Origin of the sequence: Bdellovibrio bacteriovorus (assembly GCF_002208115.1) — a bacterium.
Lineage (GTDB): Bacteria > Bdellovibrionota > Bdellovibrionia > Bdellovibrionales > Bdellovibrionaceae > Bdellovibrio > Bdellovibrio bacteriovorus_C.
Map to the genome: position 1 here is coordinate 1829062 of NZ_CP020946.1, position 14716 is coordinate 1843777.

The 14716-nt window shown below is 50.8% G+C and carries 15 protein-coding genes and 1 tRNA gene; 8 read left to right on the forward strand and 8 right to left on the reverse strand.

Annotated elements, in window-relative coordinates; translation table 11 throughout:
* Window positions 1-2 precede the first annotated feature (2 nt).
* The 3 genes from B9G79_RS08750 to B9G79_RS08760 all read left to right on the forward strand — a co-directional run bounded on the left by B9G79_RS08750 (window position 3) and on the right by B9G79_RS08760 (window position 4012).
* Entirely contained in the window at window positions 3-1175 is a 1173-nt protein-coding gene (locus B9G79_RS08750) for a hypothetical protein (protein WP_088565182.1), read from the forward strand.
* A 13-nt stretch (window positions 1176-1188) separates the two neighbouring features.
* On the forward strand, window positions 1189-2118 hold the full coding sequence (locus B9G79_RS08755; protein WP_088565183.1) for a hypothetical protein: 930 nt from the start codon (window positions 1189-1191) through the stop codon (window positions 2116-2118).
* A 229-nt stretch (window positions 2119-2347) separates the two neighbouring features.
* The gene (locus B9G79_RS08760) at window positions 2348-4012 is read left to right on the forward strand and encodes a substrate-binding domain-containing protein (RefSeq protein ID WP_232469293.1); all 1665 of its coding nucleotides are present in this window, start codon (window positions 2348-2350) and stop codon (window positions 4010-4012) included.
* Here the strand turns inward: B9G79_RS08760 and B9G79_RS08765 are convergent.
* The 4 genes from B9G79_RS08765 to B9G79_RS08780 all read right to left on the reverse strand — a co-directional run bounded on the left by B9G79_RS08765 (window position 4009) and on the right by B9G79_RS08780 (window position 8180).
* A complete protein-coding gene (locus tag B9G79_RS08765; protein ID WP_088565185.1) occupies window positions 4009-5019 on the reverse strand; it encodes an LLM class flavin-dependent oxidoreductase in 1011 nt (336 codons plus the stop codon). The two genes, B9G79_RS08760 and B9G79_RS08765, sit on opposite strands and share 4 nt — an antisense overlap.
* 105 nt (window positions 5020-5124) lie before the next feature.
* Window positions 5125-5523 (reverse strand): hypothetical protein, encoded by a 399-nt coding sequence (locus B9G79_RS08770; RefSeq protein ID WP_038449303.1) that lies wholly within the window; start codon window positions 5521-5523, stop codon window positions 5125-5127.
* Complete coding sequence (locus B9G79_RS08775; protein WP_088565186.1) at window positions 5523-7421, reverse strand: lipoprotein N-acyltransferase Lnb domain-containing protein; 1899 nt, start codon at window positions 7419-7421, stop codon at window positions 5523-5525. Before B9G79_RS08775 ends, B9G79_RS08770 begins: the two co-directional genes overlap by 1 nt.
* A 207-nt stretch (window positions 7422-7628) precedes the next feature.
* On the reverse strand, window positions 7629-8180 hold the full coding sequence (locus B9G79_RS08780; protein WP_088565187.1) for a TetR/AcrR family transcriptional regulator: 552 nt from the start codon (window positions 8178-8180) through the stop codon (window positions 7629-7631).
* Between the two features lie 125 nt (window positions 8181-8305).
* Here B9G79_RS08780 and B9G79_RS08785 point away from each other — a divergent pair, with 125 nt between their 5' ends.
* Window positions 8306-9589, forward strand: coding sequence for an acetyl-CoA C-acetyltransferase (locus tag B9G79_RS08785; protein ID WP_088565188.1), 1284 nt, complete (start codon window positions 8306-8308; stop codon window positions 9587-9589).
* A gap of 124 nt (window positions 9590-9713) precedes the next feature.
* Window positions 9714-9890 (forward strand): hypothetical protein, encoded by a 177-nt coding sequence (locus B9G79_RS08790; protein ID WP_232469294.1) that lies wholly within the window; start codon window positions 9714-9716, stop codon window positions 9888-9890.
* Between the two features lie 25 nt (window positions 9891-9915).
* Here the strand turns inward: B9G79_RS08790 and B9G79_RS08795 are convergent, their stop codons facing one another.
* Entirely contained in the window at window positions 9916-10707 is a 792-nt protein-coding gene (locus B9G79_RS08795) for a M48 family metallopeptidase (RefSeq protein ID WP_232469295.1), read from the reverse strand.
* 134 nt (window positions 10708-10841) lie between these two features.
* Window positions 10842-10917: transfer RNA gene (locus B9G79_RS08800), tRNA-Val, on the reverse strand.
* A gap of 133 nt (window positions 10918-11050) precedes the next feature.
* Between B9G79_RS08800 and B9G79_RS08805 the strand changes: the two genes are divergently transcribed.
* The 3 genes from B9G79_RS08805 (at window position 11051) to B9G79_RS08815 (ending at window position 12812) form a co-directional block, all read left to right on the forward strand.
* Window positions 11051-11662 carry a glutathione S-transferase family protein gene (locus B9G79_RS08805; protein ID WP_088565190.1) on the forward strand — a complete coding sequence of 204 codons (612 nt, stop codon included), beginning with the start codon at window positions 11051-11053 and terminating at the stop codon, window positions 11660-11662.
* Between the two features lie 125 nt (window positions 11663-11787).
* Window positions 11788-12243, forward strand: coding sequence for a hypothetical protein (locus B9G79_RS08810; protein ID WP_088565191.1), 456 nt, complete (start codon window positions 11788-11790; stop codon window positions 12241-12243).
* Window positions 12244-12335: 92 nt separating this feature from the next.
* Window positions 12336-12812, forward strand: a complete 477-nt coding sequence (locus tag B9G79_RS08815; RefSeq protein WP_088565192.1) for a YcnI family protein — start codon at window positions 12336-12338, stop codon at window positions 12810-12812.
* Here B9G79_RS08815 and ttcA read toward each other — a convergent pair.
* On the reverse strand, window positions 12809-13588 hold the full coding sequence (ttcA, locus tag B9G79_RS08820) for a tRNA 2-thiocytidine(32) synthetase TtcA (protein WP_088565193.1): 780 nt from the start codon (window positions 13586-13588) through the stop codon (window positions 12809-12811). The two genes, B9G79_RS08815 and ttcA, sit on opposite strands and share 4 nt — an antisense overlap.
* Window positions 13572-14627, reverse strand: coding sequence for a mechanosensitive ion channel family protein (locus B9G79_RS08825; RefSeq protein ID WP_088565194.1), 1056 nt, complete (start codon window positions 14625-14627; stop codon window positions 13572-13574). Before B9G79_RS08825 ends, ttcA begins: the two co-directional genes overlap by 17 nt.
* Window positions 14628-14716: the final 89 nt, after the last annotated feature.

The window sequence follows — 14716 nt, forward strand, 5'->3', positions numbered from 1 at the left end:
GAATGCGTTTAGTAAGTGTGGTTGCAGCAGCATTGATGATCTTCGTAAGTGGCACCGCCCTGGCCCAGCAGGCAGAACTGGTGGACCGCACCTATTCCGGTGTGTCCAAGGAAACCAACCCTCAGGTGGCAAAAAGAGTCATTCAGGATGAAGCGGCTCAAAAAGTTTCTGAAGAAATCATTCAGGAGCTGATCGGTAACGACCGCTTCCTGAAAAACAAAACCCTGATTCAGAATAAAATCATCCGCAATTCGGCGCGCTATATTCCGTTCACGAAGCCTTCGGCGCTGACTCAAAGCGCGGATGAATTCAAGATGTCCGTGGCGATGAAGGTGTCTTTGAAGGATTTAAAGCAAATGCTTCAGGACAACTCGCTTTTGAATGAAAACGAAGCCGTGCCGGTGGTGTTGCCACTGGTCAGTTGGCAGGATCGTGTGGAAGGCCGCAGCTATCGCTGGTGGTTGCCGCTGGATAAAAATCCTCAAGGCTTCCTGGTGAAAGAGGGCCGCCTGCTGGAGGAAGCTCTGCGTGGCGCTTTCCAGAAAAACAACTTCTATCTGATCAAACCGATTGAAGCGGGTTTGGCAGCCAGTGTGCCCGCGGATTTCCAGAATGAAAAAGTCGGTGGTGAGGATGCTCAGTTCTTTGCCCAGTATTTCAATGCTCCAGTGGTGGTTGACGGACAGGTGAACCTGACCAAAGGGGAGCGTAATAACTTCCGTATTGAAATCAAATTGACCGCTTTGCAGGTCAGCAACGGCCGCGCGATTGCCGATGTGTCCCGTCGCTTTGATACGGACGGCGGTTCTTTCGAAAATGCGATCGATAAAAAATTGCGCGAGGTTCTGGAGGGCACGGCCAACGATCTGGCTGTGCAGGTGATGGACGCATGGCAAAGAGGTTCTGTGGGGACTTCTGTGATCCGTCTGACCATTCACGGTCGCCAGCCATTGCCGGTTCTTGAGGGCGTGAAAGAAAAAATCCGCTCACAGTTGACGCAAGTGAAGAACATCCGTGAACGTCTGGTCAGCGCTGACAGTGTCAGCTTCGAGGTCGACACGTCGGTGCCGGCGTCGGAACTGGTCGGCAAATTGGAAACCCTGGATTTGGACGGGAAAAAACTTTCCCGCGTGTCCGAGGGGCAAAATGAGATCGTTTTGAAGTGGGCTCAGTAGGAAAGGACTCCTGGTGAAAAGGTTATTTTGTCTGGCAATCGTATTTTGTGTGACTGCGTGTACAACTTTGGATCGCAGTGCAAATCCCACCACGCGCCGGGAAATCAAGGATGTGAACTATGAGGCGCGCAAGGATGATTCCGCACCTCGCAAGCGCATGATGGTTCTGCCGTTCCTGGATGCGGGTGACAAGCGCCCGCAGGAATTGCGTGATCAGGCTCGGGCGGCCTTTATCGCTGATTTGAACCGCACGGGTGAAGTGATTGCTCTGGACAGCCGTGAATTGAAAGTGGACCTGGCCAAGATGATTGAAAACGGTCAGTACAAGCTGACAGAGGTGGCCAAAGCAGCCCAGGCCCTGGGTGTAAATACGGTTCTTGAAGGCAAGATCATCGACATTCGTATCAAACGCAAAGCTGATAACGTGGGTGTGGTTCGTCATTTGACCACGGCCTTTGAGGTGGTGGCACAGGTGCGTGTGGTGACGGGCCGTGCGGGGCGCGAAGTGTTTAATACGGTGAAGACAGTCACCGTGGAAGAGCAGGGCGTGCGTGTTGCAGAACGTGTTGAAACAGACAAGTTTCTGGCCAACAACCCGGATATGATCACCGTTTTGGTGAAAGACGCGTTTCTTGATTTCACTCCGCAGGTGCTGGCATCGTTGGATAAAGTCACCTGGGAAGGTCGCATTGCTGCGATCAATGGCGACAGAATTTACCTGAATGTCGGCAGAATCTCTGGCCTGCAAGTGGGAGATCTTTTAAAAGTCACTGAAGACGGTGATGATGTGTATGATCCGGAAAGTGGCGGTCACATTGGTCGTGTTCCGGGGCGTCTGAAAGGAACACTTGAGGTCATCAGTTACTTTGGTAACGATGGATCTATTGCTGTCATACATTCCGGCTCTGGATTCAGAGAGAATGATCGCATTGAGTTGTATTAGTGCCGCGGATATCTGTGGAACATCAGCGTTTCGTTTATCTCTGTAAACATATCTTGTTTTCTTTCATTAACAGCTCGCAATTCTGAATTGCTTGTTTGGAGCCCATAACGGCATCAGCTATACTCGCTGTGTGGGCACAAATAAGTTTTGTTTTTTTATCATCGCATTTATTTTTTCTTTTTCTTCACATGCTTCAACAACGTGGAATGTTCCCGCATTGTACTGGAGCATGAAGATTGAAGGCCAGGTCGCAATGCGAAAAGGCTTCGAAGAGGAAATTGAAAAATTCAACAAAGCCAGCGCTGATAAAATCAAAGTGATTCCTTACGTGGCCGGGGAAGGCCGCAAAGGTATTTTGAATCAAACGGCCCAGTTGGATGATGCTCTTAAAAAAGCCCCGAATGTGATTGTGATTCAGCCCACTGACAATTCGGCCCTGGCGCGCGGTCTGCAAGAGGCCAATACCAAGGGCATCCCGGTGATTGCCTATGATCAGTATATCGTGAATGGCAATCTGGCGTCGTTTTTAACCAGCGATAATTATCAGGGCGGCCGGGATAACGGCGATTATATCGAAAAGACCTTTGAAAAAGGCAGCACGATTCGCATCGTGGTGTTTGAGTATCCGCAGGTGTCTTCCACGATGGATCGGGTGGATGGATTCTTTGATTCCCTTCGTGAACACAACCGCAATTTCAAAGTTCTGAAGCGCTATCAGGCCGTGGATCCGGCGTCCGGGGAAGCGGCGGCAAAACAATTCCTGAAGGACTTCCCTGAAAAAGGCAGTGTGGATTTGATTCTGACGGTGAATGACGGAGGCGGGATCACGATTGTGAAAACCCTTTGGGAAAAGAAACGCACCGAAATTCGGCATGCCACTTTCGACGGGGATCCGGAATCCGTTGAGAATATCAAAAACAAAAGACTGACGATCATTGATTCTGCGCAGTTTTGTGCAGAGCTGGGGCGGGAAACTGCCCGGAATCTGATTGCGTATCTGAGAAAAGAAAAAGTTCCCACGAAAAAACTGGTGCCCACTTTCCCGGTGACCGAGCAGTCCGTAAAAGATTATCCGGGCTGGATGGGACGTCCGTCCTCAAAGTATGTGACGGTGACTCCGGAGAAAGCTCCGGTTCGCGTGAAGACAGCGGCCATTCCCGCATCGTCCTCCAATCGTGTGATCGTAAAAATCGGTGTGGCCCCTTTGTGTCCCTATCTTTGTGAAAAAGGCCCGGGAGTCTGGGGCGGATATATTTATGATATTTTGAAAGACATCGCCCAGAAGCAGGGTTTCATTCTGCAAATGGAAAGTATTGCCAACACCCGCCTGGTTTCAAATCTTTTAACCCGGAAGGTGAATTACATCATTGTGCCGTCGTATATGGTTCGCTATCTTCCGAATATCCGCGTTGTCGGGCCGGATCTGGGGATGAGCTATCTGGGAGCCCTGGTGCCTTTGAATTACAAGGACTCGTTGATCGACAGTGAATCCATTGCCACAAAAAAGATCGTCTATGCGGATGTCGGCAGTGAAGGCAGTGCCGAGGTGTTCTCAGCATCCGGCGGGTCCCGCGTGATCAAACTGACGGGTTCTGATGTGGCGGATCGCATGATTAAGATGATCAATGATCGTCGTGTGGATCTGGCCTTGGGCGATTACAATTTGCTCAGCTATTCCGTGGGACGAAAAGCGGGGGTGAATCTGAAGCTGGTGCCGACCTCACTGACGGGATTCAGCTCTTTGGTTCTGGTCAGCGTCCCGAAAGAGCCTGAATTTGGCTCTATTCCTCAGCTCTTGCATAACTGGTTCCTGCAGGCCCGCCAAAACGGCGAGCTGGAAGGTATTTTGAACAAGTACAATCTGAAAGACTGGCACCTGATGTCTCAGGACTAGCTTTTCCACGCTTGCGCGGTCAGTTCAAACGAGCGCAGGCGGTCTGCGTGATCATACATATCCGATAAGATCATCAATTCATCTGCGCCCGTGCGCTGGATAAATCTTTCCAACCCGGCTTTGACCTCATCCTTGTCACCAATGACGGCGTTGCTTAGTTTGTTTAAGACGAGCTCTTTTTCACCAGGGCGCCAGATTTGTTCCATGCTGCTGACCGGAGGCAGCAGATTCACGCGCTGATTGCGGATGATTCCCAGGAATCGCAGATAAAGCGTTGTGGCCAGGCGCTGGGCTTTTTCACTGGTGTCGGCGGCGACAACCTGCAAGCCCACCATGACGTGGGGTTTTTTAAGAAAGCGCGAAGCCTGGAACCCGGACCGGTAAATATGTATCGCTTCTTCCATCAGTTCCGGGGCGAAGTGACCGGCAAAAGAATAAGGAAGTCCCATCACCGCCGCCAGTTGGGCACTGTAAAGGCTTGAGCCCAGCAACCACACCGGAACTTCTGTTCCCATGGCTGGAATCGCGCGCACGCGTTCATGCCCGTGGCTTTTTGCAAAGTATCCGATCAGTTCACGCACATTTTCCGGGAAATCATTTTCATTTCCCTGCATATCGCGCCGTAAAGCATGCATGGTCAGGCGATCGGTGCCGGGTGCTCGTCCCAAACCCAGATCAATGCGACCCGGGTATAGATGGGCCAGGGTGCCGAACTGTTCTGCGATCACCAAGGGGGCGTGGTTGGGAAGCATCACGCCCCCAGAGCCCACGCGGATGGTTTTGGTTCCGCCGGCCACATAGCCAATCAGAACTGAAGTGGCGGAACTGGCGATACCATCCAGATTGTGATGTTCGGCCAGCCAGTAGCGATTGTAGCCCCATTTTTCTGTGTGCTGGGCCAGATCCAGAGTGTTGTGAAAGGAGTCCGCAACGGACTTGCCGTCGATGATGGGGGCCAGGTCCAGAACAGAAAGTTGAATGTCAGAAAGCTTTTTAGTATCAGTCATAGGCACATTATAAGCCTGTCTGTCTGAAACAACAACTCGTATCCGTAACAAAAAAAGGGACTGATTTCTCAGTCCCTTTTTCGTGGTCCGAAGTAAAAACCTGAACTAAAGGCTTTCAGCTCTTCTCATAACCAAGTAAGCCACTTCCTGATCGGAAAGTTCAGCAGAAGCTTCGACTTGCGCACGCGCCAGGAAATCACGCTCATAGTTCATTGCCTGCGCCAGTGCCGGAGTCGGCTCGCCACCTTCAGCAAGGAAGGTTGCCGCGTCCTGATCGGCGTGCAGATAAACTGCCTGAGAATGGTTGGCAGTGATGTCGCTCAAGAACAGAGCTGATGTGGAAAGCAGCAAGCCTGCCAATACACCATCACCGAAATCGCTGTGACCATGATGGCCACCGTGGCCACGGCCGTGCTCCGGGCGCGGTCTGTGGTGAGGACGAGCCATTGCCGATTCCATGCCGATACCCATGATCAACAAAGAGACCAGTACTAGTTTTTTCATTAAAACCTCCTGCGGTTTGTTAGTTGTTCCAGGTTCTGTTTAATTCCAACAAGCTCCCGGTCGATGCCGGGGAACTTTTTCATAACCAATTCTTTGTAAGCCCCGCCCCACTTGATGCCCTCTTGCAGGCGCAAGGCGACCTCTTCATCAGAAACCACTTCGGCGGCCAGCGGCACACCGTAACCCCCTTGAGCCAGCTTCCATGGCAGTCGGTTTTGTGAAGCCTGATTGATGCCGGCAATAACCTGCACAAACGCAGCTTCGCGGTTGTCGCCTTGAAGCAGGCGGGCAATCAGTTTTCCCTGCAGGCCTTGCTGCACCAGATGGGCGTATTTTTCCAGCATGTAGGCATTGCCGATGTCTTCGAAGGTCTCAAGCGTTTCATACACTTTTGCGCGGTCTGAGGCTTTGGAATATTCTGCCCATTCGGACAAATCACGATACCCGAGGAAGAACGGGCGCATGTGATTAAAGGCCTTGTCCAGGGATTCTTTCTGACTTGGGAAGAAGTAACCTTTGCGTTTGGCATCCTTTTCATCTTTTAAAAGGCCTTCATCCACCAACTGATGCAATTTCAAATTACGATAAACTCCCAAAGGGCTTGCCGCAAAGGTGTCCTGATAGGAATGATTCTTTGGCAAAGCTGCGCGCATCAATTGGTCGGTTTCTGAAGCACAGTTGTTGGACAGGAATTTGTAATCGCCCGCGTAACTCCAGTAATGTTCCAGGGCACTTTCCACCAGAATTTTCTTTTCCGCGGCAGAGATCTTTAACGGCAGGCTGATCAGATCGCGCCATTGACCGCGGGTGTATTCATCAATCACTTCATTCATTGAAAACGTCATGATTTGTGACGGATACTTTCCGGTCAGGCCGTCCCAGTAATTCACAATCACATCATCAATATTGGCGCGATAACTTAGCACCACGTGGTAGGCCACATCCGCCAGGCATTCCGGGCCTACAGTTTTGCGCGTCGGTGCGCAGACCACCAGTCGAAGCATTGAGTGCCCCCAGCGGCTCATAATCTCTTCACCCTTGCTGGCAAAAAGGAAATGGACTTCGTAAACCTTGGCAGGATCGATGTCGATTTTCCACGCCCCCGTACTGGTGTAAAGATGAGTGACGGGCGCACAGTTTTCGGCAGCAAATGGAACAAATCCTGTCAGGCGCTGGAAATAAGTGTGGAAAGAAGGTTTACGGCACTGATAAGAGGGGTCCGTTAAAAACTGCGTGAAGTTGTATGCAAAATGCTCATCCGGAGAATCCAATTCGTGGATGTTTCCCAGTCGCACTGGAAGTTCATTTTTGCTTTGAATGCGATTCCCCTTAAAGTCCGACAGGTTCTTGTAAGCAGGGGAGCCGGAAACACGGTAAGAACTTTTCAGATAATACTGGCAGATCGGAAACAGATTGCCATTCTGACGATCGGTTTCGTGCTGGAATTCACAACTGGAAAGAGCGGCCTTGTCGGTGGCATTGTCCCAGTGTTTGTCTGAGCGGTCATACAGGCGGGAAATTTCAAAGATCAAGGCCCGTGCGGCGATGTTTTGAATGCTGTCGCCGGCGCAAGGGGACTTGGATCCTTTGAGGTAAGGCAAAAGACCTTTATGCAGATAGATGCGTTTACGGAATTTTAAGATGCTGCTTTTAACCAGGTCTTTATAGTTCACATCTTTGCTGCACAGATTTCCTGGAAGTGAACTCATGTCTTTAAAGTCGATTGTTTGTGGACCCACGAACTTGATCACTTGTGGTGGCAGACGCATTTCTGTTTTTGAAAGGAATTCCCGGATCAGTGTCGTATTGACCTCGGAGTCAGCACTCAATGACGCGGCATTCGCGCTGATCATCGCAAAAAACACAAGGCCCAGAACTGTAAGTGATCTGTATTTCATATGAATACCATTCCTCTGAGCCCATCAGAAATGGGCTGGTCGCACAATGACTCCAAAAAGCACAAGCAGTGTCCTTAGAGCAAACTCAGTGCCAAAAGGGTGGTAACAAAAATTTAGTAAATTATGGAATTACTAAGAGGAAATGATGGAACAATTGTGGAGCAGAGCGTAGAGATTCTGAGTCCTACGGACTGCTCAGCGGAACTATCACTTAAGATTCTGAATCAGAGTTTTGCCCAGGGTTTTGAAGCTTTTCATTTCGCCGCGAATGCGCGCCACCTGCAGTCCCCCTTGAATGCTGGCTTGAATCAGATCAGCGGTTTCCTCGATGGGAAGATTTTTTCGGAAAGTTTTTTCGCGAATGCCCTGCTTCAGTGTGCGAATCAGCCACGCTCTTTGTCCCAGATGAAACTGCAGCAGTTTTTTCTTCATGGCGTTTGAAACCGCCCCAAAATCCGCGCACAAAACTCCCCCGGGGCAGATCTTGTGATCCGCACCGATTTTGACAAACATCTGGATCAGTTGTTCCATTTTTTCTTCGGCAGAGAGATGCTCTCTTTTTAAGGCCCAGTCGGAATAGGACTTTTGGTATTCCTCGATCAGAGCCATACCCAGGTCTTCTTTTGAGGCGAAATAGTAATGCAGACTGGCTTTGCGGATGCCCAGGGCGTCTGCGACGGTCTGAAAGCTGAAGCCGTTAAACCCCAGGGTTTGCAGATAATGGCGTCCCAGGTCCAGGGCGCGGGTTCTAGTGTCCATACTCTAATCCTTTTCAGCTCTTGCATTCACGGGCCGACAGGGATATTATCTACCTATCAGTAGGTAGGTATCAAGCAGAATTACTGCAGGTAACCAGAATAGGTACCAGAACAGGACAGGTAAATATGAGCAACCGTAAAACCATGAGACCCGTCGCCATCCTGGCCGGCTCCAGAACTCCGTTCACAAAATCCTTCACACATTATTCCCGCACTTCGAATCGGGAACTGATGACGGCGACGGTCCGTGATCTGGTCGACAAGACCCAGTTGCGCGGGGCTTTGCTGGGGGATGTGTCTTTGGGGGCGGTGATGAAAAACGCCTCCGACTGGAACCTGGCCCGGGAAACTGTTCTGGGGGCCGGACTTGATCCACACACGCCGGGTTATGATGTGCAACGTGCCTGCGGTACGGGGCTTGAGACGGTGGCACAAATTGCCCTGAAGATCGCCTCAGGCCAGATCGAAAGCGGCATTGGCGGCGGTACCGATACCAACAGTGATATCGCCGGTGTTTTGCCGCATGAATTTTCCTGGATCATGATGGAAGCACAAAAAGAAAAAACTTTGGGTGGGCGTCTGAAAAAGTTCGCCGAACTAAAACTTCAGTATCTGAAGCCGCGTTTCCCTAACGTGCAGGAACCACGCACTGGCAAATCCATGGGTGATCACACGGAAATGATGGTGAAAGATTGGATGATCACGCGCGAGGCCCAGGACGAACTGGCTTATCACAGTCATCAGAACGCCGCCAAAGCGTATGCGGATGGCTTTTATAAAGACCTCGTGTTTGAATTTAAAGGTCTGAAGCAGGACATCTTTGTTCGTCCCGACACGACCATGGAAAAGCTGGCAAAACTCAAACCCGCCTTTGATTTCAATGGCACGGGCACGCTGACTGCCGGCAACAGCACTCCGCTGACTGATGGCGCCTCCGCCGTGCTTTTGGGCAGCGAGGAATTTGCCAAAGAGAAAAACCTGCCGGTGCTGGCGTATTTTGTGGATGCTGATTACGCGGCCGTGGACTTTGTAAAAGGCGAAGGTCTTTTGATGGCCCCGACACGCGCGGTGGCTAATCTTCTTCGCCGCAATAACCTGACTTTGCAGGATTTCGACTTCTATGAGATTCACGAAGCCTTCGCGGGCCAGGTGCTCTGCACTTTGAAGGCCTGGGAAGATGAGCAATACTGCCGCACACAACTGGGCTGGGACAAGGCACTGGGATCCATTGATCGTTCCAAAATGAACGTCAAAGGTGGAAGTCTTGCACTGGGCCATCCCTTTGCGGCGACCGGTGGAAGAATTGTGGCCAGCCTTGCCAAGATGCTCGCACAAAAGGGTTCCGGTCGTGGGCTGATCTCCATCTGTACCGCAGGTGGTATGGGTGTGGCCGCGATCATTGAAAGATAGTAATCGTTTTTCTTCCGGGCAGGACCTCCCACTGCCCGGACCACCTTTATTAAAATCTCCTAACTCGATCTTTAGCTAAGCTTTGTCTATATTCCCTCGCCATTAAACAATGCAGGAGAATTATATGATGAATCTGTCCATTTTTATTTTGATCAGCTTGCTTTCCGCAGCCGCGTTCGCTGACACCACCATGATTTGCAGTATGGGAGACATCGCCGATATGGACATTCAAGTGCAGTCACTTGAAGGCCAGCAAGAGCGTCTGACCGCTATGATGTGCAGTTTGCGGCAAAGGATGTGATCTTCACCGCGTCCTGCAAGTAAGACTACTTGATGGTTGCGCCCAGGCCGTATTTGCTGGGTGACTGGGCGTAAACGGATTCGGCCTCTGGCAGCCAGCTTTTCAGATTGTTTTTACGGGTCTGATCAGACGGGTGCGTGGAGATAAACTCTGGCGGAGCCGCGCCCTGTTTTGCGGCATTCATGCGATCCCACAACACCAAAGATTCTTTCGGGTCGTATCCGGCTTTGGCCATATAGATCTGACCCTTTTTGTCTGCGGATGTTTCGTCTCCGCGGCTGAATTTTCTTTCCAGGAATGTCAGGGCAAAGCCAGCGGCTGCGCCACCCAGGGCGCTCCACTTGCGGCATTCATCTGTTTTACAAAGCAATTGTCCCCCGACGACGGTGGCGCCCGCAATCAGGATGCCGGCATAGCTTTGTTGTTTGGCGCGGATATAGCCTTCCATCCCGTGGCGCAAAGTCGCGTGAGCCACCTCATGCCCCATGACCGCAGCCAGGGCGCCTTCGGTTTTTAGCACGGGCATGATGCCGGTATAAACCGCCATTTTTCCACCGGGCATGCACCAGGCATTCACTTCGGGGCTGTCGATCAGGATGACTTCCCACTGAAAGTTTTCACCAGAGGCCTTGGCGATTCGATCGGCCACGCGCTGAACCATCGCGGTCCATTCTTTGTTGGTGGAGATTTTGGATTTGGTTTTGATTTCCGCGTAAGCTTTCTCCGCTTCGGCGTTGATGTCCGCTTCGTTCACTTTCGGTGTCAGAGTGGAGCAACTGATAAGCATGGATGTCATTAGCAGGGCGATGAGTCTCATTGTTTTCATGAAACTAAGATAGCGCAGAAAAAGCGCAAAAATCAATCTGCCGGAGCAAGAGCCTTTGTTTACTAAAACTGTTTGTGATCTGACGGGGAATTGCTTGAAAGCAGACAGGAAAAAAAGGAAGAAAATGGTGCGAATAACTGGACTTGAACCAGTGACCTCTTCCATGTCAAGGAAGCGCGCTACCAACTACGCTATATCCGCACATGTGAAAACTGAACAGACCAAAATCTATCTTATTAAGAGATAGGCAGCAATCATGGATGCGGGTGGTCAGGGGTCCCGTTTTAACGAAAGGGGGTCTAAACTGGGGCCTTTCGCCTGAAGGAGTTCATCTATGATCGAGTTTTACACCGCCTCCACCCCCAACGGCCGCAAAGTGACCATCATGCTGGAAGAATTGGGCCTTGCCTACAACCTGCACAAGGTGAGCCTGAAGGATCTGGAGCAAAAAAAGCCGGAGTTTCTGGCGATGAACCCGAATGGAAAAATCCCCACCATCATCGACAACAAGGGGCCGGAAGGGCAGACGACGGTGTTTGAAAGCGGTGCTATCCTTTATTATCTGGCCGAAAAGCACGGGAAGTTTCTGGGCGATTCTTTGCCGGAAAAAACCCGCACGATGCAGTGGGTGATGTTCCAGATGTCGGCGATTGGACCGATCTTTGGGAATTACTATTATGGTCTGAACACGCTGACCCCGCACAACCCGGGGTTTATCGAGCGCTTTGAAAAAGAGGCACGTCGTCTGGTGGGGGTGATGGAAATCCAGCTTTCCGGGAACAAGTACCTTTCGGGTGAAAGTTACACCATCGCCGACATGGTGACATATCCTTGGGTGGCAGGATTTATTCATGCCCAGCCGGGCTGGTTTGAAGACAAGCCGGCAGTGAAGCGCTGGGCTGAGCTGGTGGGAGCTCGCCCCGCAGTTCAAAAAGCCATGGCTTAAGCGCCCCTTCTTGGCCTCTGCCAACTCTTTAGACAGTGTTCCGCAGTTATCCGAGAATAGATTGATTTTGGAACAGGCACAGTTGTCGCTATTCTCCGCGATGAACATTTATAAAGGAGAATACAATGAAAGCCTCTCATTTGTTGTTTGCGGTTGTTATGGTGGCCAGTGCCACATCTTTCGCTGAAAGAGCCGGGAACGCCTGGAAAAACGAGGTTCGTTCCGAGGGTCAGGGTCAGTATTTTATCGATCAGGAAGGCAATAAATACTGCACGCATGAAGGAACGCGTTTTGCGCATTCAATCCAAGACGGAACTCTGGTCGTGATGGATAAAGAGACCGGAAAGTCTGCCAAGTATTTCAGTAAAGTGGGCTTCACCAAAAAAGGATTTGTAGTGTCGATGAAAAGTGAAACGGGTGATGAGTCACTGCCGGTATTCATCGGTGAGTCTGAGCAGGGAACACACTACTTCAACAGCCTTGGTGATGTTCAAGCCGGACAGTTGGATGAGGGTTTTTCTTTTGGTGAAATTGCCAATGTGAAGACCAAGACTTATACGCTGATGTGCTCTAAAAAATAAGCTTCAATTTCACGCAACTAATTGCTGCATTGTGGGCCTTCTTGAAGTGGATTAAAAATCCATCCATCCATCCATCCATCAAGGAGGCCTTTGTGCTTAAAATGATCCCTGTTCTGTCTTTGTTACTGGGCTCTCAAGCCCTTGCCCATGTGTCCCTGGAAAATCCTCAAGCCGCTGCTGGCAGCTATTACAAGGCTGTTGTGCGCGTACCTCATGGCTGCGATGCCACAGCCACCACGTCTTTGACGGTGCATTTGCCCAAGGGCTTCATCACGCCTAAACCCATGCCGAAGCCAGGCTGGGATGTGGCGGTTGAAACAGACACCAGCGGTGTTGCCACGGCAGTGAAGTTCAGCGGTGGAAACTTGCCGGATGCATTCTATGACGAATTTGTGATTCGGGCGAAAATCACGGCCCCGGCAAATTCAACCTTGTATTTCAAAGTCTCACAGGTCTGTGAAAAAGGTCAGATTGACTGGTTTGATATCCCGGTTCCAGGTCAGGATGAGCACGAACTGGCGGCTCCGGCGGCAAGCTTGAAAATCACCGCAGGAGCTTCGGGCCACTAGGTCTTGAGGTTCTTAAAGTCCCACAAATCCTGATCCATCAGTTGACTTGGCTTGATATTCGTCATGGAAGTCTGGATGGAGGCATAGATGTTCGGGATCTCTTTTTCGAGGTCTCGAACCAGCTTTTTGATGCGCTGACGTTTCAATCCGTCCTGGGATCCGCACAGGTTGCACGGGATCACCGGGAAGGCCCATTCGGCCGCCAGTTCTTCGATATCTCTTTCAGAAGCATAGCACAGTGGGCGGACCAGAATATTGCGTTCGTCGTCAGATTTCAGTTTTGGTGGCATGGCCGCAGTGGTGCCGACATAGAACATGTTCAGCAAGGCCGTGTGAACGACGTCATCGCGGTGGTGTCCCAGTGCCAGCTTGGTGAAGCCGTTGTTATGGGCAAAATCATAAAGAATCGCACGGCGCAGACGTGAGCAAAGAGAACAGAACGTTCCGCCCTGAACTTTTTCTTTCACGATGGAATAAGTGTCTTTTTCAACGATATGAAAAGGCACGCCCAGGCTTTCCACCCAAACTTTGAATTTGGAAACATCGAAGCCCGGTTGTTTTTGATCCAGGATCGCAGCTTCGATTTGGAATTTGCGCTCAGAGCGTCTTTGGATTTCGGTCAGCAAAGCCAGCAGGACACTGGAATCTTTGCCGCCGGAAACGCAGACCATGACCTTGTCGCCGTCTTCAATCATGTTGAAGTCGTTCAAGGCCTGCACGATCTGTTTGCGGATTTTTACCGCCAGGGGAAGTTCAAAATTAACGGCTGATTTCATGGCCTTGGGTTGTATCCGATAGCTCAACCACTTGTCGAGCTAATTTGATGCCCTGAGCCTTCAGAGCCTCAATCCCGCGCACATAAACCTTGTCGCCGATGTTGAACTGGGAACCGTAATTATCAATGAAATAGATGATTTTCAGTTCCACCCAATGTTCGTTGGTGTCGCTGACATAGGCCCAAGGTGCCGGAATGCCTCGGATTTCGCCAACTCCGGCGACCGTGCGCTCCAGGATCTGCTTGGCCAGCTCGATGTTCTGACCGAATGCCAGGCGGAAGATCTGACGGCGAACGATAGGGTTGTCCGGTGGGGAGAAGTTTGAAATCTGAGCATTGGCCATAAAGCGATTCGGGAAGGTGATCAGCTCATCAGAAAAGCCCACCAGGGTTGTGGAGCGCCAGGTGATCTCGCGCACTTGACCCGTGGCTTTCTGAATACCGCTCGTGATTTCCAGCCAGTCACCGATTTCAAAGTTGCGATCCAGCTGCAAAGAAATTCCGGCAAACAGATTTCCCAAAGTGTCCTGCAGCGCCAGACCCAGAATCACCGAGGCCGCCGCCGACGTCGCAAGCAGGGGTCCCACCTCCAGGCCAAACACGTGAGTGATGCCCCAGAACATTAAGACGATAGAAAGGATCAAAGAGAAAATGTTCACCAGAAGCAGAGGAACACCGTGCTTCATTGATCCCAAGAACAGGTACTGCAGGACGATCAGACGGGATGTTTTCACAAACACCACGTTGCCCCAAACAAAAGTCAGGAAGGCGACATAAGGAATGAACTTCGCAAAACGCCCGATCTGGGGTTCGGAGGTCTGCATGAAAATAAAGAGCAAAAACAAGAAGGCCAAAATCACATAATGGCGAAGCAAAGTGCGGAAATGATTGCGGATGCTGCGATGTCTTTCGTCGGAGGCTTCCTTCAGGAAAAACTTGTAGAAGATCCAGGTGATGGCAATGAGCGCCCCCAAAAGTATGAAAGGCTCAAGTTCAAGGAGTCCATAGAGTGCCTGAATTTTGATAAACTTTTCTGCCATGCTGATGTGTCCCTCTTGAACTCTGATTATAGTGACTAATTTTTAGTCTAGTCGAGTCTAAAATTCATCCCGGGTGTAATCTGTCCAAG

Bases quoted from the DNA above. Each gene is read 5' to 3' on its own strand.
- B9G79_RS08750 (WP_088565182.1), top strand. From the start codon at position 3: ATGCGTTTAGTAAGTGTGGTTGCAGCAGCATTGATGATCTTCGTAAGT.
- B9G79_RS08760 (WP_232469293.1), top strand. From the start codon at position 2,348: ATGAAGATTGAAGGCCAGGTCGCAATGCGAAAAGGCTTCGAAGAGGAA.
- B9G79_RS08765 (WP_088565185.1), bottom strand. From the start codon at position 5,019: ATGACTGATACTAAAAAGCTTTCTGACATTCAACTTTCTGTTCTGGAC.
- B9G79_RS08770 (WP_038449303.1), bottom strand. From the start codon at position 5,523: ATGAAAAAACTAGTACTGGTCTCTTTGTTGATCATGGGTATCGGCATG.
- B9G79_RS08775 (WP_088565186.1), bottom strand. From the start codon at position 7,421: ATGAAATACAGATCACTTACAGTTCTGGGCCTTGTGTTTTTTGCGATG.
- B9G79_RS08780 (WP_088565187.1), bottom strand. From the start codon at position 8,180: ATGGACACTAGAACCCGCGCCCTGGACCTGGGACGCCATTATCTGCAA.
- B9G79_RS08785 (WP_088565188.1), top strand. From the start codon at position 8,306: ATGAGCAACCGTAAAACCATGAGACCCGTCGCCATCCTGGCCGGCTCC.
- B9G79_RS08790 (WP_232469294.1), top strand. From the start codon at position 9,714: ATGATGAATCTGTCCATTTTTATTTTGATCAGCTTGCTTTCCGCAGCC.
- B9G79_RS08795 (WP_232469295.1), bottom strand. From the start codon at position 10,707: ATGAGACTCATCGCCCTGCTAATGACATCCATGCTTATCAGTTGCTCC.
- B9G79_RS08805 (WP_088565190.1), top strand. From the start codon at position 11,051: ATGATCGAGTTTTACACCGCCTCCACCCCCAACGGCCGCAAAGTGACC.
- B9G79_RS08810 (WP_088565191.1), top strand. From the start codon at position 11,788: ATGAAAGCCTCTCATTTGTTGTTTGCGGTTGTTATGGTGGCCAGTGCC.
- ttcA (WP_088565193.1), bottom strand. From the start codon at position 13,588: ATGAAATCAGCCGTTAATTTTGAACTTCCCCTGGCGGTAAAAATCCGC.
- B9G79_RS08825 (WP_088565194.1), bottom strand. From the start codon at position 14,627: ATGGCAGAAAAGTTTATCAAAATTCAGGCACTCTATGGACTCCTTGAA.